The sequence below is a fragment of the Bacteroides intestinalis DSM 17393 genome (assembly GCF_000172175.1).
Lineage (GTDB): Bacteria > Bacteroidota > Bacteroidia > Bacteroidales > Bacteroidaceae > Bacteroides > Bacteroides intestinalis.
The window spans coordinates 543,783-563,294 of the sequence record NZ_ABJL02000008.1 but is presented as its reverse complement, the minus strand read 5'-3'; the positions used below and the strand labels follow the sequence as shown (position 1 = coordinate 563,294).

15 protein-coding genes are annotated in these 19,512 nt (G+C 43.6%); 8 read left to right on the top strand and 7 right to left on the bottom strand.

Translation table 11 applies throughout. The features are described 5' to 3' along the window. Window positions 1-6 precede the first annotated feature (6 nt). Window positions 7-627: a 16S rRNA (guanine(527)-N(7))-methyltransferase RsmG gene (rsmG, locus tag BACINT_RS11845; RefSeq protein ID WP_007663315.1), complete on the bottom strand. Its 621-nt coding sequence runs from the start codon at window positions 625-627 to the stop codon at window positions 7-9. 83 nt (window positions 628-710) lie between these two features. After that, a complete protein-coding gene (locus tag BACINT_RS11840; protein WP_021967634.1) occupies window positions 711-1,562 on the bottom strand; it encodes a DUF3298 and DUF4163 domain-containing protein in 852 nt (283 codons plus the stop codon). 139 nt (window positions 1,563-1,701) lie between these two features. On the opposite strand from BACINT_RS11840, the gene BACINT_RS11835 reads away from it, so the two are divergent. From BACINT_RS11835 to BACINT_RS11820, 4 genes are all read left to right on the top strand, one after another. After that, the gene (locus tag BACINT_RS11835; RefSeq protein WP_021967635.1) at window positions 1,702-2,100 is read left to right on the top strand and encodes a thioredoxin domain-containing protein; all 399 of its coding nucleotides are present in this window, start codon (window positions 1,702-1,704) and stop codon (window positions 2,098-2,100) included. A 227-nt stretch (window positions 2,101-2,327) separates the two neighbouring features. Further along, window positions 2,328-4,544, top strand: coding sequence for a TonB-dependent receptor (locus BACINT_RS11830; protein WP_021967636.1), 2,217 nt, complete (start codon window positions 2,328-2,330; stop codon window positions 4,542-4,544). A gap of 53 nt (window positions 4,545-4,597) precedes the next feature. After that, window positions 4,598-4,909: a heavy-metal-associated domain-containing protein gene (locus tag BACINT_RS11825; protein WP_007663305.1), complete on the top strand. Its 312-nt coding sequence runs from the start codon at window positions 4,598-4,600 to the stop codon at window positions 4,907-4,909. Between the two features lie 158 nt (window positions 4,910-5,067). Further along, window positions 5,068-7,275 (top strand): heavy metal translocating P-type ATPase, encoded by a 2,208-nt coding sequence (locus BACINT_RS11820; protein ID WP_007663302.1) that lies wholly within the window; start codon window positions 5,068-5,070, stop codon window positions 7,273-7,275. A gap of 5 nt (window positions 7,276-7,280) precedes the next feature. Here the strand turns inward: BACINT_RS11820 and BACINT_RS11815 are convergent, their stop codons facing one another. Continuing rightward, a complete protein-coding gene (locus BACINT_RS11815; RefSeq protein WP_007663298.1) occupies window positions 7,281-8,114 on the bottom strand; it encodes a helix-turn-helix domain-containing protein in 834 nt (277 codons plus the stop codon). A 62-nt stretch (window positions 8,115-8,176) separates the two neighbouring features. On the opposite strand from BACINT_RS11815, the gene lipB reads away from it, so the two are divergent. After that, window positions 8,177-8,839, top strand: coding sequence for a lipoyl(octanoyl) transferase LipB (gene lipB, locus BACINT_RS11810; RefSeq protein ID WP_007663295.1), 663 nt, complete (start codon window positions 8,177-8,179; stop codon window positions 8,837-8,839). An 86-nt stretch (window positions 8,840-8,925) separates the two neighbouring features. Here the strand turns inward: lipB and BACINT_RS11805 are convergent, their stop codons facing one another. The 4 genes from BACINT_RS11805 to BACINT_RS11790 form a co-directional block, all read right to left on the bottom strand. Continuing rightward, on the bottom strand, window positions 8,926-11,034 hold the full coding sequence (locus tag BACINT_RS11805; RefSeq protein ID WP_007663286.1) for a S9 family peptidase: 2,109 nt from the start codon (window positions 11,032-11,034) through the stop codon (window positions 8,926-8,928). A 41-nt stretch (window positions 11,035-11,075) separates the two neighbouring features. Continuing rightward, entirely contained in the window at window positions 11,076-12,407 is a 1,332-nt protein-coding gene (locus BACINT_RS11800; RefSeq protein WP_007663272.1) for an MATE family efflux transporter, read from the bottom strand. A gap of 93 nt (window positions 12,408-12,500) precedes the next feature. Then, window positions 12,501-14,351 carry a membrane protein insertase YidC gene (gene yidC, locus BACINT_RS11795; protein WP_007663265.1) on the bottom strand — a complete coding sequence of 617 codons (1,851 nt, stop codon included), beginning with the start codon at window positions 14,349-14,351 and terminating at the stop codon, window positions 12,501-12,503. Window positions 14,352-14,393: 42 nt separating this feature from the next. Further along, complete coding sequence (locus tag BACINT_RS11790; RefSeq protein WP_007663259.1) at window positions 14,394-16,025, bottom strand: CTP synthase; 1,632 nt, start codon at window positions 16,023-16,025, stop codon at window positions 14,394-14,396. Window positions 16,026-16,257: 232 nt separating this feature from the next. On the opposite strand from BACINT_RS11790, the gene BACINT_RS11785 reads away from it, so the two are divergent. From BACINT_RS11785 to BACINT_RS11775, 3 genes are all read left to right on the top strand, one after another. Beyond that, on the top strand, window positions 16,258-17,700 hold the full coding sequence (locus BACINT_RS11785; protein WP_007663257.1) for a DUF3078 domain-containing protein: 1,443 nt from the start codon (window positions 16,258-16,260) through the stop codon (window positions 17,698-17,700). A gap of 341 nt (window positions 17,701-18,041) precedes the next feature. Next, complete coding sequence (locus tag BACINT_RS11780) at window positions 18,042-18,461, top strand: SoxR reducing system RseC family protein (RefSeq protein WP_007663255.1); 420 nt, start codon at window positions 18,042-18,044, stop codon at window positions 18,459-18,461. Between the two features lie 44 nt (window positions 18,462-18,505). Continuing rightward, entirely contained in the window at window positions 18,506-19,480 is a 975-nt protein-coding gene (locus BACINT_RS11775) for a Fe-S cluster domain-containing protein (protein WP_007663252.1), read from the top strand. The last annotated feature ends 32 nt before the right edge of the window (window positions 19,481-19,512 follow it).

Below are 19,512 nucleotides of genomic sequence, written 5' to 3'. Positions count from 1 at the left end.
CTGTGATTAAGGCGCTACATAAACCACTTTTTTCGTTTCAAAGAATTCCTCCTCAAAATAATCTTTCAGATCGTACATCACAGTCTTGTTCTTGAAAGGCATAGTCTCATTGGCCAGCTCGCCGCCTTTTAGACAGATCAGTCCGTTGGGCAAAGCATTCTGTTGTTTGGGAGTGATATTCTTACGAATGATTTTCAGTAGATCGGCAAGCGGCATTACAGCACGACTTACAACGAAATCGAATAACTGCTTTTCCTCCTCAGCTCGGGCATGGCGGAAAGTGACATTTTTTAGTCCGATACTGTTGGCTACCTCCGTTGCTACGCGCACTTTCTTTCCAATACTGTCTACAAGGTGGAATTTCACTTCGGGAAATAAGATGGCAAGAGGAATACCGGGAAAGCCTCCTCCTGTTCCCAGATCCATGATATGGGTACCGGGTACGAAGCGTGTAACCTTGGCTATACCCAGTGAATGGAGTACATGATGTTCGTACAGATTCTCGATGTCTTTGCGTGATATGACGTTTATTTTAGCATTCCAGTCCGTATAGAGGTCATAGAGGGACGCGAATTGCTGCTTCTGCGTCTCTGTGAGGTCCGGGAAGTACTTTAGAATGATTTCCATGTTTATTTAAATATAAAATATAAACTATTAATTATTAATTGCGAGCCGGAATTATGAATCTGCATAGAATTAATATTTGATAATTAAGAATTCATAATTAACACCCCTTTTTCATCGCTCAGTAAATGCGACATGATTTCATAAGGCAGAGTGATTTCTACCGGTCCCATCACATAGGGAGCGATTTCATAAATATTATAATAGAAAGTGATTCCTTTTTCGCTCAGGTAGAAGTTCTCGGTTGGTTCCAGGTCTCCAGTGCTTGTATATCCCATTTCTTCTACTTCCTGGCGTGTAGTGGCCTTGTTATCTGCCATGAGTTGGTTCCATAGCAAGTCAGTGAGTGCTTCCTGATATTCTCCTACAAAAATATCCTCCAGACGTATCGGACTCAAAGTACGCAAGTCCATATTGAGGAAAGTGGACATATAAATGCCATGGGCGCCTCCGGTAAACTCGTTGTAATCGATGCGGTAAACCAGCAGATTCTTTTTGTAATATTGTACATGGCCTTCTACACCTTTATAATAGGAGTACCAGGCACTTATGGATGCTGAATCTTCTTTTTCCGCTTCATCTTTGGCGTACATGGGTTCCAGATCTTTCAGATAATCCTGGATATAGGTTTCTTTATAAGCTTTTACAGCCTCTTCGGGTGTCATCGTCATGTACTTGTCGCCGAAGCAGGCAGAGAGGAAATAGGTGTTGAGACTGTCTTTCAGTTTCTCGTCGGATGATTTACTGGCATAGGCAAAGTTGATGGTAATGTTACATCCGGGCTTTGCAGTATCTCCGAACAGGTGTGCAGTCTCGTTTACCTGTATACTGTCGAACTCCAACGCACCTGCGTTTTTGTTCATGGTGTTACCACAAGAAAATAAAAAGCCACTTGCCGCAAGTAGAATGACAAGTAGGCTGACATATTGCTTTTTCATTTGGACTTTCTTCGTTAAATTCAACATTCTGGTTTCAGTTCGCTATCGACAAATATAGGACATATAAACGAATAGAACATATAAAAAATGAAAAAATAATAGGCATAAATGCTTTTATCTGCCTATCTTTGTTTCAGATATGAAGAGACTTCGCTACATATTGGCAATATTATTGTCCCTGACGGTTGTGTATGCAGGGGCCGGAGTTTCTATTGTCCACTATTGTTGTGCACGTTGTGCCACAGAGCAGGCATGCTGCACCAATGGTTGTGCTAAATGTCACAAATCTTATCATAATCCGGAGAAATCTTGTAAGGATGAAGGCTGTACGGCTACCTTTTATAAGGTAAATCTTGTGAAGTATTCGTGCGAAAGTCCTGTTATAACTGTACCGGTTATTCAACTTTTCTGTGAAGCATTACCGGATTTCCAATACTCCTTGCCTACAGGTGAATTGGAGGAGGTAGCTTATAATGTACCTCCGCATCCTGACAGCTCAAGGCGGTATTTGGCTCTTTATTCTGTTCTCATCATTTAGAATTCCCTTATTACGGAGTGAATCCGCTCCTGTAAGTTTGAGAGATTTTCATTTCTTTCAAATAGGGTAGGCACTGTGCCCTAACTATACCAAGTCCGTATCAAGTCCATACCAAGTCCGTACCAAGTCCAAGCGTATAGACACGGAACAAGTACGGACCGGATAAGAAGCAAATACAGTGCAGGTCATTTAAAATGATTGCAAGAACTAATAGAATTTTAAGAATAATGAGATTTTTATATATTTTTCTTTTTCTCTCCATAACCTTGAACTTGCAGGCGCAAGTGACGGGTGTTGTAAAAGACACTGCCGGAGAACCTATTCCGGGTGCAAATGTTTTCTGGATAAATACAACCGAAGGAGCGACCACTAATGAAGACGGTAACTTCTCTATTCATAAACCTGCCCGCAGCCATCTGCTTGTAGTTAGCTTTATCGGATTTGAAAATGATACGGTACATGTGGATAAGGGCAATCAGCAACTTGAGATTGTGCTTCGTGAAGGAGTGGAATTAGGTGAAGTGAACATTGTAACCCGTAAAATGGGTACCATGAAGTTGCGCTCCAGTGTGATGAACGAAGATATGATCAGCAGTGCCGAACTGACACGTGCAGCCTGCTGTAACCTGGGCGAGAGTTTTGTGACAAACCCTTCTGTCGATGTAAGCTATTCGGATGCTGCTACGGGAGCCAAACAGATTAAACTATTGGGGCTCTCCGGCACCTATGTACAGATGATGACTGAGAATATTCCGAATTTCCGTGGAGCAGCCGCTCCTTATGGATTAGGATATGTACCAGGACCATGGATGCAGAGTATACAGGTCAGTAAAGGAAGTTCATCCGTGAAGAATGGCTATGAGTCTATAACCGGACAAATTAATGTGGAGTTCAAGAAGCCTCAGTTGCCGGAAGCGGATTGGGTGTCGGCAAATCTTTTTGCCAGCAGCACAAACCGGTATGAAGCTAATGCGGATGCTACGGTGAAGCTTTCGAAGCGCTGGAGTACTTCTTTGCTGGCGCATTATGAAAATGAGACGAAATCTCACGACTCCAATGATGATGGTTTTGTGGATATTCCGCGTGTGGAGCAGTATAACTTCTGGAACCGATGGGCGTATATGGGCGATCATTATGTATTTCAGGCAGGTATAAAGGCTTTGCATGAAACCCGTAACAGTGGTCAGACTGCTCATGGACAGACACCTACTCATGACCTATACGAAATAGGCATCCAGACAAACCGTTACGAAGCCTTCACCAAGAATGCTTATATTTTCGATAAAGAAAAGAATACGAATCTTGCTTTGATTCTGCAGGGAACCTTGCATAATCAGGATGCCACTTACGGACGTAAACTGTATGATGTGGACCAAAGCAATTTCTATGCTTCGTTGCTTTTTGAAACGGAGTTCAGCAAACAGCATAGTCTATCCACGGGATTGAGTTTCAATTATGATGGTTTCGATCAGCATTACCGGCTGACAAACCAGGTAGAAGACGGATTGACGAAGAAATTAGTGAAGGAGTCTGTTCCGGGAGCGTATGTCCAGTATACATTCAATCTGAATGATCAGTTGATGTTGATGGGTGGTATTCGGGGAGATTACAGCAGTGAATATGGTTTCTTTGTTACACCGCGTGCACACGTCAAGTATAATCCGAATGAGTATCTGCATTTTCGTTTGTCTGCCGGTAAAGGATACCGTACCAATCATGTATTGGCGGAGAATAACTATCTCCTGGCAAGCAGCCGTAAAATGAAGATTGCCCCTCATCTGGATCAGGAGGAAGCGTGGAATTACGGAGCAAGTGTGTCTGCTTACATTCCTGTTTTTGGTAAGACGTTGAATGTGAATGCCGAGTATTACTATACGGATTTTCTGAAACAGGTGGTTGTGGATATGGATAGCAATCCGCATGAAGTGGCCTTTTATAATCTGGATGGACGTTCTTATTCACATGTGTTCCAGGTAGAGGCAAGTTATCCGTTTTTCAAAGGTTTCAACCTTACGGCAGCCTACCGTCTGACAGACGCGAAGACCACCTACGATGGTAAACTAATGGAGAAACCACTTACCGGAAAGTATAAGGGTTTATTGACAGCTTCCTATCAGACACCTCTGGGACTATGGCAGTTTGATGCTACCCTACAATTGAATGGGGGTGGAAGGATGCCCGATCCTTACGAACTCGCTGACGGCAGTCTTTCGTGGGAACGTCGTTATGGCAGCTTCCAGCAACTTAGTGCCCAGGTAACGCGTTATTTCCGTCGCTGGTCTATTTATGTTGGTGGTGAAAACCTGACTAACTTTAAGCAGAAGAATCCGATAATCGATGCCTCTAATCCATGGGGAGAGAACTTCGATGCTACCATGGTGTGGGGACCGATGCATGGTGCTAAGGCATATATCGGGTTGAGGTTTAATCTGGCAAGAAACTAGTAGCTTGTAGCTCGTAACTTAAATAATATTAACCAATAACTAAGGAGATATTTATGAAAACAAGAAGAATGATGGCTGCTCTCGTAGTAGCTTTATTGAGTGTAACAGCAGTGATGGCAAAAGATATCCGTACCGCTGTTTTTAAAGTTTCACAGATGCATTGCGAAAACTGTGAACGGAAGGTGAAAAACAACATTAAATTTGAGAAAGGGGTAAAAGAATTCTCTACAGACTTGAAAACAAAAACTGTGTCTATTACCTACGATGCTGAAAAGACAAATGTAGACAAATTGAAAGCTGGTTTCAAGAAGTTCAACTACGAAGTTGAGTTCGTTAAGGAGACGAAGCAAGAGGATAAGAAGTAGTCGAACAATCGGCCTGTAGAGATTGTTATTTACTGCATGAGTATGGGCTGAATGATAATTTGCAATAGGCATATAAGCCTTTCAGCCTGTTATATTATCATTCCTCCCATTCTTGTACAATTATCAGCTAATTTTGATAAATCATAAAAACAATATATATGGCTAATTTAAAGAAACAGACGTTTCCCGTACTGAACATGCATTGTGCGGGATGCGCCAATAACGTAGAAAAGACTGTTCGCAAGTTGGTGGGCATTACGGATGCTTCGGTCAACTTCGCTTCCAATACACTGTCTGTCTCCTATGAGATGGATAAGCTGACACCCGGAGAAATTCGTGCTGCCGTACTGGCTGCGGGCTATGACCTCATTATTGAAGAAGATCATGTCGAAGAGCGCCAGGAGGAAGAACAACAGAAGCGTTACCGTCGCCTGAAAGGGCGGGTGATAGGAGCGTGGCTATTTGCTATTCCTCTGCTGTTGCTTTCCATGGTCTTTATGCATGTACCTTATTCCAACGAAATACAGATGGTATTGGCTATTCCAGTACTGGTGTTGTTCGGTACACCGTTCTATACCGGTGCCTGGAAACAGGCTCGTTTGGGACGCAGTAATATGGATACCTTGGTTGCACTGAGTACATCCATTGCTTTTTTGTTCAGTGTTTTTAATACCTTCTTCCCCGATTTCTGGTATAGCCGTGGCTTGGAGCCTCATGTTTATTATGAAGCTGCTGTGGTTATTATCGCTTTCGTACTGACTGGTAAGCTGATGGAAGAGCGTGCTAAAGGTAACACCTCTACCGCCATCCGCAAGCTGATGGGATTACAGCCCAAGATAGCCCGTGTGGTGCGCAACGGTAAGGAAGAGGATATTCCTTTGGAACAGCTGAGAATTGGCGACTTGGTCAGCGTACGTCCCGGTGAACAAATTCCCGTTGACGGCTTTTTAACTGAAGGAGATTCTTATGTCGATGAAAGTATGATCAGCGGTGAACCTATCCCGGTAGAAAAGAAGACCGGTTCGCACGTATTGGCTGGAACCATCAATCAGAAAGGTTCATTCATTATTCGCGCCGAGAAAGTGGGTAGTGAAACGGTGCTGGCACGTATCATCCGTATGGTGCAAGAAGCACAGGGCAGTAAAGCTCCCGTACAACGTATCGTGGATAAGGTGACAGGTATCTTTGTTCCTGTTGTATTGGGCTTGTCCGTACTGACATTCTTCATCTGGATGTTCTTCGGTGGTGTAGATATGCTTTCCCATGCCATGTTATCGGCGGTTTCCGTATTGGTGATTGCTTGTCCCTGTGCATTGGGGTTGGCCACGCCTACAGCTTTGATGGTGGGTATTGGTAAAGCTGCCGATCATCATATCCTGATAAAAGATGCTGTGGCGCTGGAACAGATGCGAAAGGTAAATGTGGTAGTGCTGGATAAGACCGGTACATTGACTGAAGGGCATCCCACTGTTACCGGATGGCTCTGGGCACAGCCGCAGGAGGAGCACTATAAAGATGTTCTTCTGGCTGCCGAACTTAAATCCGAACATCCGTTAGCAGTTGCTATTGTGACTGCCCTGCAAGAACAGGAGCATATCGAACCGGCAGCTTTGGACAGCTTTGAAAGTATTACCGGAAAAGGGATTAAAGTTTCTTATCAGGGTACTGAGTATTGGGCTGGTAGTCATAAACTATTGAAAGATTATCATGCCGCTCTTACTGATGTATTGGGAGAGATGCTGGCACAGTATGAATCGGATAGTTGCAGTATCATTTATTTCGGACGTAAGAATGAGCTGCTTGCCATTGTAGCTATCAAGGACCAGATAAAAGCTACATCCGTCGAGGCTGTCCGCGAACTTCGTACTCAGGGTATCGATGTATATATGCTGACGGGAGACGGAGAACGCACTGCGTCTTCTGTTGCCGCACGCTTGGGCAATATCCAATACATTTCTGATGCTATGCCGGATGATAAGGAAGAGTTTGTCCGTCAGCTCCAGCTTCAGGGAAAGACGGTGGCGATGGTAGGCGATGGAATCAATGACTCACAGGCTTTGGCTTGTGCTGATGTCAGCATTGCCATGGGTAAAGGAACTGATATTGCTATGGATGTAGCGATGGTAACCCTCATGACTTCGGACCTGTTACTATTGCCGAAAGCATTCAACCTCTCCCGACAAACTGTACGTTTGATTCATCAGAATCTGTTTTGGGCATTTATCTATAACCTGATAGGCATTCCTATTGCAGCAGGACTGCTTTATCCCATCAACGGGTTGTTGCTGAACCCTATGCTGGCAAGTGCCGCTATGGCGTTCTCCAGTGTATCGGTGGTATTGAATAGCCTTCGACTGAGATACTAATTGAATTAAGAGTTTCTATATTCCAACGGACTCATCCCCATGTGCCTCTTGAAGTACTTTCCAAAGAAAGAGGCACTGGGGAAGTTCAGTGAATAGGCTATCTCCTGGATAGTCATATCTGTAGATTTCAACCGTGCCTTGACGTCGATGATGACTACATGTGAAATGATATCAAGCACATTCCTTCCAGTCACTTGTTTTACGGTGGTGCTGAGGTGCTGCAGGGAGATTCCCAGTTTGTCGGCGTAGAATTGGGCACGCCGTTCCGTCATATAGTTTTCAATAACCAGTTGCACGAATTTATGGCAAATCTCCTCCTTGCGGCTTTTGGCAAGAATGTTTTGTGGACGACGGGCATAGAGGGTATTAATTCCCAGCAAAATGCTGTGAAGTACGCTTTGTGCCATTGCTGTACTGGTGGGGTGAGCGATGGATATCCGGGTCAGTAATGCGAAGTAGTCTACAAAATAAGAGGCTACGGTATCGCTCACATTGACAATCGGATTGTCCCATATTTTGGAGAATGAACCCATAGTAGCTTGTAGCAGATTGATGCCGTTGACACAGTGAGCGGAGAAACCCACAAAACAAAGCCGCACTTTTTCTTTTTGTTCATTGAGTTGTATGATGGTGCCCGGCATTAGGATAATCAAATCATTTTTTTTGATTTCATATTCCATCAGATTGATGGATGCCTTGATAGTTCCTTCGGTGCATAATGCGAAAATGCAAGCCTTCAATCGACACGACTGGCGATAGAGATTCAGAATATCTTCTGTAACATCTCTCCATGCCAGCATTTCGACCGGCAAATCTACTTGTGGGAAGTTATGTTTCATCTTTTTTCATTTTGCTGTCGGCAAATATACGATTTTATCCCTAAAATCTTAACTTTGTCGGCATGAAACTGAATGTCATTGATTGGAATATCATCCCGTATGCTGATGCATGGACCCGGCAGACGGAGTGGTTTGATGCTCTTGTTCGCGCCAAGCAGGCGGGGGAGGAGTATGAAAATCACATTATTTTGTGTGAACATCCGCATGTTTATACTTTAGGCCGTAGTGGTAAAGAAGGGAATATGTTGTTGAGTGAGGAACAACTTCAGAAGATAGGAGCTATGCTCTATCATATTGACCGTGGCGGAGATATTACCTATCACGGACCGGGGCAGTTGGTGTGTTATCCTATCCTGAACCTTGAAGAATTTTCTCTTGGACTGAAGGAGTATGTGCACTTGCTGGAAGAAGCAGTCATCCGTGTGTGCGCCTCTTATGGCATCACTGCCGGAAGATTGGAGAAAGCAACAGGTGTGTGGCTGGAAGGGGATACGCCACGTGCCCGTAAGATATGTGCCATTGGTGTGCGTAGCAGCCACTTCGTCACCATGCACGGGCTGGCACTGAATGTAAATACGGATTTACGCTATTTCAGTTATATCCATCCTTGTGGATTTATAGATAAGGGAGTCACTTCGCTTCAGCAGGAGCTGAAACGGGAGGTGCCGATGGAAGAGGTGAAACAACGCTTATGCCTTGATTTACAGGGCTTGATACAGAGATAAAAAACAGACCATCTATTCAATGCGAATAGACGGTCTGTTTAGCCCTAACAGATGGTCTGTTTCAGGAGCCTTCAATCGTCTGTTTTTTATTTCAACCATTTGTCCAGCCATTCGAAGAATGTGCGCTGCCAGAGGATACCATTCTGAGGTTTCAATACCCAGTGATTTTCATCCGGATAGATCAGCAGTTCGGCAGGAACATCACGCATTACGGCGGCATCAAAAGCAGCCATTGCCTGGTTGGCAAGAATGCGGTAGTCCTTTTCGCCATGAATACAAAGGATAGGCGTATCCCATTTGTCTACAAACTGGTGTGGAGAGTTGGCGAATGTACGTTGAGCCACCGGATTCTGTTTTTCCCAGTATGCGCCGCCCATATCCCAGTTGGCAAACCATTTTTCTTCAGTTTCCAGATATTGCATTTCCATATTGAAGATGCCATCATGTGCGATGAATGCTTTGAAGCGCTTGTCATGATGTCCGGCAAGCCAGTAAACGGAGAAGCCGCCGAAGCTGGCGCCTACACAACCGAGACGGTCTTTGTCTACAAACGGTTCTTTAGCCATCTCGTCGATAGCTGTGAAATAATCCTTCATACACTGCCCACCGTAATCACCACTGATAGCCTCATTCCATTCTACTCCGAAGCCCGGAAGACCGCGGCGGTTGGGAGCTACGATGATATAATCGTTGGCAGCCATAATCTGGAAGTTCCAACGATAGCTCCAGAACTGACTTACGGGGCTTTGCGGACCACCTTCACAGAATAGGAGGGTAGGGTATTTCTTATTCGGGTTAAACTGTGGCGGATAGATTACCCATGTCAGCATCTGTTTGCCGTCTGTAGTCTTCATCCAGCGAGCTTCAACTTTACCCATTTCCAATTGGTCGTAAATCTGCTTGTTTTCGAAGGTCAGTTGCTTTACCTCGGCAAAAGCATCACCGTTGCGGGTAGCAGATACGGCATAGATTTCATCGCCCATGCTCATAGAATGGCGTAAAGCGATTACTTTATCTCCTGCAAAGGCAAGGGAAGCATAGTCATACATGCCGTCTGTCAACTGTGTAACCTTATCATTGGCAGCAAGGTCTACATTATAAATCTGCGTTTCACCATGCCAGACACCAATGAAATAAATGCTCTTTGAGTCCTTATTCCATAAGAAACCATCTACATTCGATTCAAATTCTTTGCTGACGAAACGTTTCTCACCTGTTTCCAGATTCATAATGAAGAGGCGGTTTAAGTCTGCTTCATAACCGTCACGTTCCATGCTCTGCCAGGCAATGTATTTACCATCGGGAGAGTATTGAGGATTCGTGTCGTAACCTTTGTTTTCTTCGGTGATATTGTCTGTCTTCTTAGTTGCAAGATCATAGATGTAAATATCCGAGTTGGTGGAGATAGCATAAGCCAGACCGGTCTTTTTACGGCAAGTATATGCCACCTTGTCTCCGGCAGGACTCCATGCCAGTTGCTCAATGCCACCCCAAGGTCTCATCGGGCTTTCATAAGGTTCTCCTTCCAGTATATCTTTTATATTACTGATGCTGTTTCCATCAAAATCGGCTACAAAAGGATGTGGAGCACCGATTACCCATTCATCCCAGTGTTTGTACATCAGGTCGGTAACGATGATACCGGTTGCTTTAGGCAGATCGGGATATTTATCCGCGGTACTTTGTTTGGTTTTCACTTGTGCAATGAAAAGTAACTTCTTACCGTCGGGGGAGAAAGAATAACCTTCGATGTCACCATCATATTGCGTCAACTGCTTGCGTCCGCTACCGTCCGGATTCATTTCCCACAACTGGCTGCTGCCACCTTCATTGGAAAGGAACGCCAGTTTAGTGCCGCCTTTAATCCAGTTCACTTCGTTCTCCTGCCAAGGGGTACGGGTGATTTGTTGGTTACCTGTTCCATCTGTGTTCATTACAAAGACTTCACGGTTACTCTTGTTCTCCGGCACACTGTAGTAAGCTACCGTGTAAGCAATCTGCTTTTCATCGGGAGATACGGCTACGCCGCTGATACGGCCCATGGCCCAGAGAGCTTCGGGAGTCATGCGCTTGCCTTCAATCTGGATGTCCGACCGCTCGATGAGCGGTGCTCCGGCTTGCCCTGCGTCTTTTGTCCCGCCGCAGGCAGCCAATGTCATAGCTGCTGACATAAGCAATAAGTTTACTTGTTTCATATAGGTTGTTCGTTACAGTTATTTTGCGACAAATATACAAATTATATGCGTTTTTCTTGCCATCGTCCGCGTTTAATGTAATTCCAGCAGAGTATTAAAATAAATGTGGAATAAACCATTTCAGATGTCCAGCAAAGAGCTACATCCAATCTCAAATAGAGGATGATGTAGCTGATATAGGCTACGTAGATGACCAGAGTTATCAACTCCATTACCAGTGCCGTGCGTGTGTTTCCGGTTCCCGATACTGCCTGGAAATAAACGTTGGCAGGCACAAGGAACAGATATGTGGAACACATCACCCAGAGTGAATGGACTGCCGCATCCTGCAAATCCGGCATATCTGTGTAAATGCCCAGTATCAACTTAGGGAATAGAGAGAACAACAGTGCCAGCGGCAATACAAACATGTAGCCGAGGCGTATGTGTTGTCGGATGGTTCCCGCCACGCAATCTTTCTCACCCGCACCAATCAGGTTGCTGACCAGTGAACCGCATGTAGAAGCAAATGCCATGAGTACCATGAACAATATGCCGGATACATTACGGATGATATTCGTAACAGCCAGTGAGCGTTCGCCCAGATGCTCCACGTAGAGGAAGAACAGGAACCAGGTGGATAATGAGAAAAAATTCTGTATCATTGTCCAGAAAGAGACGTTCAGCATACGCTTCAATACTTCCATGCAGAACTTTGGAATACGATCCAGTCCATACTTCTTGCAGTCAATGCGAGAACGGGTATAGAGGATGAAGAATACCAGCGAAACCAGTTCGGCAAGTGACGAACCGATAGCAGCACCGGCAATACCGAGGGCCGGAAAACCGAATTTACCGAAGATTAGTATATAGTTGAATACTACGTTGCTCAATACCATTACTACAGAGTTCAGCGTCAGCGTCTTGGTCTGCGTTGTACCTAGGAAAAAGGCGCGGAACATGACTCCACTGAATGAGAAAAAAGCTCCGAATACGCGCCAATTCAAATAACTGGTGGCTGCTTCGTAGATATGATCCGATGCTACGATACGTTTCAGAATCAAGGGAGAAAAGCAGTAGGAAAGGATGAACATAACTGCAGCTAATCCTATCTGGAAGTATATGCCCTGATAGAATAGGTTTCCGATTTCCTTGTATTGCTGTTCTCCATTGCGTCGTGCGATAAGTATCTGTGCTCCGATACTAAAACCGAAAGCAACCATGAATATTACCATATAGAAGACACCTGCAATGGCTGATGCTCCCAGTTCTACTTCGCCTACCCGTCCCAGGAAAGCTGTATCCGTCATACCTATCATTTGCTCCATCAGCAGGCTGATGAGGATCGGATAGGCTATCATCCAAATCTGTTTGTTGGTGTATTTAGTTTTCATTTAAATTATAGTTATAGTCGTTATAAGAGAAAGAAAGCCGGACAATTACATCAATTGCCCGGCTTTTATTATCAAGTGATGAAAAGCGGAGACTTACTTTTTATTCTGTCTCTCTTTCAACAACTGTTCCTGTTGTTTCTGCATTGCCTCCAGGCGGGCGGCAAAGCCGGTTTTCTTAGCTTTCTTCGGATCTTTCTTTCGGGCTTCCAATTGGGCAAGAAGCTTCTCTTCATTCGTTGTTTTGCGCAGAATGAGAGTAGTCACTACACTAATCAATGTCGATATGAAGTAGTAATAGTTCAAACCTGAAGGATAGCTGTTCAAGATAAACAACATCATAATCGGCATGAGATAGGTCATCCACTTCATCGCTGCCATCTGCGGGTTTGCTCCGGTATCTTGTTGCTGCATCATAAACTTGGAGTTCAGAATATTCACAAGGGTCATCAGTAAGCAGAACAAACTGAGGTGACTGCCCAGAAACGGGATATTGAACGGGAAGTTGATGAAAGCATCATACGTTGAAAGGTCATCAGCCCATAAGAAGCTCTGTTGACGCAATTCGATAGCACTCGGCACGAACATGAACAGCGCAATCAGAACGGGGAATTGCACCAACATTGGTAAACAACCACCCATCGGACTCACACCATACTGGCTGTACATTCCCATCATTTCCTGCTGTTTCTTCATTGCATCTTCCTGCTTGGGATACTTCTTGTTGATCTCGTCTATTTTCGGTTTCAACACACGCATCTTGGCAGAAGAAATATATGTTTTCCAGGTAGCGGGGAATACGACTGCTTTTACAATTAATGTCATCAGTAACAATACGATACCCATGCTCAGACCCCAACCGGACAACCAGTCAAAGATATTAATGGTAAACCATTTGTTAATCCAGCGGATCAACGGCCAACCTAAATAAACCAGACGGTTCAGTTCCCACTTTTCCGAGCGTCCCTTATCCAGTGCGGTCAGTGTCTTGTAATGGTTCGGACCGAAATAAAAGAACATCTGTGTAGGCTGTTTGCCTGTCGGGTCAAAGCTCGTACTCATTTCAGCAGAGTAGTCCTTGATGTATCCGCTGCCTTCTCTCTCCATTTTAGATACTAACTTCGTTTTTTCAAAGTCAGTGTCTGCAATAAATACTGAAGAGAAGAACTGATTCTTGAAAGCAATCCAGTCCAGACGTTCCGGCACTTCTTTTTCATCATCTTTATTGGCTGATAAATAATCTGTGCCATCACCCATGAACTTGTAAGTCAGTTCAGACAGACGGTTCTCGTATACATAACCCTTTTCAATCTGACGGGCGCGTTGTGCCCATTCGATGTCTACATAGTTATTACTTGCTGCCAACTTGTCTGTCATACCTTTAGCTTCGATGCTGAAGTCCACTAGGTAAGTGTTGGGATGCAATGCATACTTGAAGTCTATATAACTTGCACTGTCAGCTGACAAACGCATTGTTACGGTGCTGTCCGTACGGTTCACAGTGGTGAAGTAATAATCCTTAGTCTGTATTGTTTCCTTTTTATTATAGAAAAGGAAATTCATGGAAACATCGTTTCCGGTGAATAAGGTTACAGGAGTCTTCTTGTCTTGCTCCATATACTCTTTCAATACAGCGGAGAATATGGAACCGCCTTTGGTGCTGAGGGTCAACTCAGCCACGTCGTTCTGAATAGTAATCAGCGAATCTGTTCCTTGGAGAGCATTGAAGAAGAGTGAAGTAGAATCCACTGTTTCCACATCTTTTTCATTTGCCAATGCTGCATCCGCTTTGGCTTTCAGTGCTTCTTCACGTTGCTGTACCAGCGCAATGGAATCATAATAACGCTGCTGTGCTTCCAATTGCTCTTTGCTGGGGCGACTCAGAAAACTGAAGCCGACTAACAAAATTGCTATTAAAACAAGACCTGTAATGGTGTTTTTATCCATGAATAATTTCTAGTTTACAATTTTATAATTATTGAAATAATCTTATTTCTTTGCTTTTTCCTTTTCCTCGAAACTTTCGATAGATGCTTTAATGAAAGCCACGAACAACGGATGGGGATTCAATACCGTACTGCTGTATTCCGGATGGAATTGAGTTCCGACAAACCACTTCAGTTTCGGTATTTCTACGATTTCCACCAAGTCCGATTCTGGGTTGATACCTACACATTTCATGCCGGCTGCTTCATACTCCGTTTTATACTGGTTATTGAATTCATAGCGATGGCGGTGGCGTTCCTGGATGTGTTCTGTTCCGTATGCCTCGTATGCCTTGCTGCCTTTCTGCAAAATACATTCGTAAGCTCCCAGACGCATCGTTCCACCCATATTGGTGATGGATTTCTGCTCTTCCATGATGTCAATCACATTATGCGGAGTTTTCTCATTCATTTCGCGTGAGTCAGCATCAGTATATCCCAGTACGTTGCGTGCAAATTCGATAGCAATGCATTGCATTCCCAGGCAGATACCGAAAGTCGGAATATCATGCGTGCGTGCATATTTGATAGCTACGAACTTACCGGCAACACCACGTTCGCCGAATCCCGGGCCAATCAATATACCTGCCATGCCTTTCAATGCTTCCGCTACATTTTCTTCCGTGAGCTTTTCACTGTTCACGAAGTCTACAGATACCTTACAGTCATTGTACGTACCGGCTTGTGACAGGGCTTCACGGATGGATTTGTATGCATCCTGCAAATCATATTTGCCAACTAGTGCGATGTGCAGCGGTTCTGTATTTTCCGCTTTATGACGACGTTCAAGAAAAGCACGCCACGGACCCAGTCCCGGTGTGTCGCCTACGGGCAATCCCATTTTCTTCAATATTGTTTCATCCAGTTTCTGAGCCTGCATCAGGATGGGAACTTCGTAGATGGTAGGAGCATCGATGCTCTGTACTACTGCGTTTTCATCTACATTACAGAACAAAGCAACTTTCTTGCGTACGTTGCTACTCAATTCGTGTTCCGTGCGCAAAACCAATATATCCGGTTGGATACCTGCACTCTGCAATTCCTTTACGGAGTGTTGTGTCGGTTTGGTTTTCAATTCACCAGCGGCTGTGAGGTAAGGCACATATGTAAGGTGTACACACAATGCATCACGTCCCAGTTCCCACTTCAACTGACGGATACTTTCCAGATATGGCAAGGATTCGATATCACCCACCGTACCGCCGATTTCTGTAATTACAAAATCGAATTTATATTTGTTACCCAGCAACTTTACGTTTCGTTTGATTTCGTCCGTGATATGAGGAATGACTTGAATGGTCTTACCTAAATAATCACCACGGCGTTCTTTATCGATAACGCTTTTATAGATGCGTCCGGTTGTAATGTTATTGGCTTTTGTAGTCTGGATGCCAAGAAAACGTTCGTAGTGGCCTAAGTCAAGGTCAGCTTCGTGTCCGTCTACAGTCACATAACATTCTCCGTGTTCGTAGGGGTTTAAAGTACCCGGGTCAATATTGATATACGGGTCAAACTTTTGAATGGTTACTTTGTAACCTCTTGCTTGTAGCAATTTACCAATGGATGAGGCGATGATACCTTTACCTAAAGATGAGGCAACGCCACCGGTGACGAAAATATACTTTGTTTCTCCCACAGCTATACTGTTTTTAATATTATTGTTTTGTTTGGTGCGATGTACACATTTGTGTATCTATCTGTCTACACGTGAGACTTAAAAAGCGCAAAATTACAAAAAAAAGAGGAAGTACATAAAGTTTCGGCGAAACAATTATAAAAAAAGCATGTTTTCTTTTTCTTTCTCTATTTCTATGTTTTCTAAACATTTTAATTTAATTTTGCGCTCAAAACATAGATTTTAGGGCGTTATGAAGAATAAATTTTTATCTTTATGGGCAATCGCTGTGCTTTTTTCTTCGTCGGTTATGGCGCAGAATTCGGTGAAGCCTGTATTAAAAACCGGTGAAAAAACGGCTGTAGTACAAGCGGATACTTTATCGGACTTAATGAAGCAATATTTTGTTTTAAAGTTGAAACCGGGAAGTATTACCCGGCAATTGGATACTGTTTCCATATCCTATGAAAAATATTTCGGAGTATTAAATTACCTGAATGATCCTTCTACTCCGGAGCGTTACATTGCGGACAATCCTAATTATTACCGCTTGTTTATCCCGTTGACTTATTATAATTCTCCCATGGAGAGCATTTCAACATTGAAATGGAAATTCCAGCCTTTTGATACAGCAAAAACTTCTGTAAAGGAACCATTGATGTTTGATGAAGCTCCTTTTACTTCGAAGAAACGTGCCAATGAAGTGGTGGACCGTGCGCTGTTATATCTTTATGCTAATGAGAACCCGCGTAAGATTGTGGCATGGGAAGATGAATTAATGCAGGTGAAAAGCTTCAGAGATAATATTGAAAAAGAAGTTTCATCTAAACCTTCTGTTATAAAATTATTTGTCCAGGAAGATATGGTCAATGTAAAAGAGGATGCGGAGGTTGTGATCCATAAGCCCAATTGGTGGGTGACGGGTGGAAGTGGTTCTTTGCAGATTACTCAGAACTATATTTCTGACAATTGGTATAAAGGTGGTGAGAGTACAAATTCTTTCTTGGCGAATCTGCAGCTGTTTGCTAATTATAATGATCGCGAGAAAGTGCAATGGGAAAATATGTTGGAGGCCAAGTTAGGTTTTGGTTCCACTCCTTCGGACAAGTATCACGATTATCTGGTAAACACTGACCTGTTACGCTTGTATAGTAAAATGGGTATTCAGGCAGCTTCTAATTGGTACTATACCATTTCAACAGAATTTAAAACCCAGTTCTGTCATGGTTATAAAGCGAACAGTGAAAAGTTAGTCTCAGCTTTCTTTGCTCCGGCGGATTTATCCACCAGTGTCGGTATGGACTACAAACTGAATAAGAAAAAGTTTAATCTGTCTGTCTTTATAGCTCCGTTGACTTGGACGATGCGGTATATAGGTAATAAAGATGTAAATGAAGTGGATTTTGGTCTGGAGGAAGGCAAGAGCGTGCGTCATAACTGGGGTTCGCAAATACAACCGACATTGAATTGGACTATTATTCCTTCCATCGTACTGAATTCCCGTCTGAATTATCTGACCAGCTACGAGTGGACTCGTGTTGAGTGGGAAAATACGATCAATTTCATATTGAACCGTTATCTTTCTACAAAACTGTATGTACATGCACGTTATGATGACAGTAGCAAGCCGACTACAGGAGACAGTCACTTCCAGGTGAATGAGATTCTGAGTTTTGGTATCAATTATAAGTGGTAATTATAGATACTTGATATATGATGTAGTAAATAAGGCTGCTTCCTTTAATGGAGGCAGCCTTATTTATAAATATCATTTTGTCATTTTGTACTTACCAAAGGCTCTACTCCTTATTTAATATTAACAGATAGATTCTCTGCTTTGCTTTAAATGAGGGTGCAAAGTGATATATCAATCCGTGTTTTAAAACAGCTTTTTTGACTTTTCCTGTGAAAAATGCGAAGAAAAACAGTTAAAACGGGAAAAAGTGCGTTAGCGTACACATAAAAAAGTAGGTGAAAGCCTTGCAGTTCACAAATAATGCGTAAATTTGCCGCAATTTGTAATGCACAGTTTGCAAAATGGCAGATATTATAAAACATCAAGGTATTGTGGAAAACATAAACGGTTCTCATGTTATGGTGAGAATTGTCCAAACGTCAGCTTGTGCAGCGTGTAGCGCTAAAGGACATTGTGCCTCGGCTGATACCAAAGAAAAAATGATTGATGTAATCAGTAATGATGCATCTTCCTACCAACCCGGTGACCGGGTAATCGTCTTCGGAGAACTATCCATGGGGATGATGGCGGTGTTACTGGCCTTTATAATACCTTTCTGTGTTCTGATTATTTCTCTTTTTATATTTATGGCTATCTGGAACGATGAACTTTTCTCTGCGATTTGTTCGTTAGCTCTCCTTATACCTTACTATTATATATTATGGCTGAATAAAACACGTATGGGGAAAAAGTTCTCTTTTTCCATAAAGCCGATAGACTAACTATTAGAACATTAAAAACAAATAATTAAATAAATAACTAATTTATGAATGTAATTCTGATTGCAGTGATTTCATTGGGAGCTATAGCGCTGGTTTCGGCTGCTATTCTGTATATCGCTTCCAAGAAATTTGCCGTGTACGAAGACCCGCGAATTGCACAGGTAGGAGAGGTGTTGCCTCAAGCAAATTGCGGTGGATGTGGTTACCCGGGTTGTAGTGGTTTTGCCGATGCTTGTGTAAAAGCAGGTTCGTTGGGCGGAAAATTCTGTCCGGTAGGCGGACAACCTGTCATGACGCAAATTGCCGAAATCCTTGGTTTGGATGCTACTGCGGCCGAACCGATGGTTGCGGTTGTGAGATGTAATGGAACCTGTGCCAATCGCCCGCGTGTAAATATGTACGATGGCGCGAAGAGTTGTGCTATTGCAGCTTCTCTTTATGGTGGTGAAACAGGTTGTAGTTTTGGATGTCTGGGCTGTGGCGACTGTGTGGAAGCCTGTCAGTTTGATGCTATCCACATGAATCCCGAAACAGGACTTCCGGAAGTGGATGAAGCCAAATGTACGGCTTGTGGTGCTTGTGCAAAGGCTTGCCCGAAGAATATTATTGAAATCCGCCCGCAGGGTAAGAAGTCACGCCGTGTCTATGTGCAATGCGTGAACAAAGACAAGGGTGCCGTAGCGCGTAAGGCTTGTACGGTTGCTTGTATCGGTTGTGGCAAGTGCGTGAAAGTTTGTCCGTTCGAGGCCATTACGCTGGAGAATAATCTGGCTTACATTGACCCGAACAAATGTAAATCATGTCGTAAGTGCGAGGAAGTTTGTCCGCAGAACACGATTGTCGCACTCAATTTCCCGCCGCGCAAGCCGAAGGCGGAAGGTGCTGCTCCGGCTGCTGCTAAAGTAGCTGCTGCGCCAAAAGCTACAGAAACTCCTAAAGCAGCAGAGGCTCCTAAGGCTGTAGAAACCCCGAAAGTAGTTGAAACCCCTCAGGTGGAAACTCCGAAGGCGGAAGCTTAATAATCAAGAAGTAATAAACGACTAAAATACAG

Excerpts from the sequence above, each read along its gene's own strand:
- BACINT_RS11830 (WP_021967636.1), top strand. The coding sequence starts at position 2,328 with ATGAGATTTTTATATATTTTTCTTTTTCTCTCCATAACCTTGAACTTG.
- rsmG (WP_007663315.1), bottom strand. The coding sequence starts at position 627 with ATGGAAATCATTCTAAAGTACTTCCCGGACCTCACAGAGACGCAGAAG.
- BACINT_RS11775 (WP_007663252.1), top strand. The coding sequence starts at position 18,506 with ATGAATGTAATTCTGATTGCAGTGATTTCATTGGGAGCTATAGCGCTG.
- BACINT_RS11785 (WP_007663257.1), top strand. The coding sequence starts at position 16,258 with ATGAAGAATAAATTTTTATCTTTATGGGCAATCGCTGTGCTTTTTTCT.
- BACINT_RS11820 (WP_007663302.1), top strand. The coding sequence starts at position 5,068 with ATGGCTAATTTAAAGAAACAGACGTTTCCCGTACTGAACATGCATTGT.
- BACINT_RS11780 (WP_007663255.1), top strand. The coding sequence starts at position 18,042 with ATGGCAGATATTATAAAACATCAAGGTATTGTGGAAAACATAAACGGT.
- BACINT_RS11805 (WP_007663286.1), bottom strand. The coding sequence starts at position 11,034 with ATGAAACAAGTAAACTTATTGCTTATGTCAGCAGCTATGACATTGGCT.
- lipB (WP_007663295.1), top strand. The coding sequence starts at position 8,177 with ATGAAACTGAATGTCATTGATTGGAATATCATCCCGTATGCTGATGCA.
- yidC (WP_007663265.1), bottom strand. The coding sequence starts at position 14,351 with ATGGATAAAAACACCATTACAGGTCTTGTTTTAATAGCAATTTTGTTA.
- BACINT_RS11835 (WP_021967635.1), top strand. The coding sequence starts at position 1,702 with ATGAAGAGACTTCGCTACATATTGGCAATATTATTGTCCCTGACGGTT.
- BACINT_RS11800 (WP_007663272.1), bottom strand. The coding sequence starts at position 12,407 with ATGAAAACTAAATACACCAACAAACAGATTTGGATGATAGCCTATCCG.
- BACINT_RS11815 (WP_007663298.1), bottom strand. The coding sequence starts at position 8,114 with ATGAAACATAACTTCCCACAAGTAGATTTGCCGGTCGAAATGCTGGCA.
- BACINT_RS11825 (WP_007663305.1), top strand. The coding sequence starts at position 4,598 with ATGAAAACAAGAAGAATGATGGCTGCTCTCGTAGTAGCTTTATTGAGT.
- BACINT_RS11840 (WP_021967634.1), bottom strand. The coding sequence starts at position 1,562 with ATGAAAAAGCAATATGTCAGCCTACTTGTCATTCTACTTGCGGCAAGT.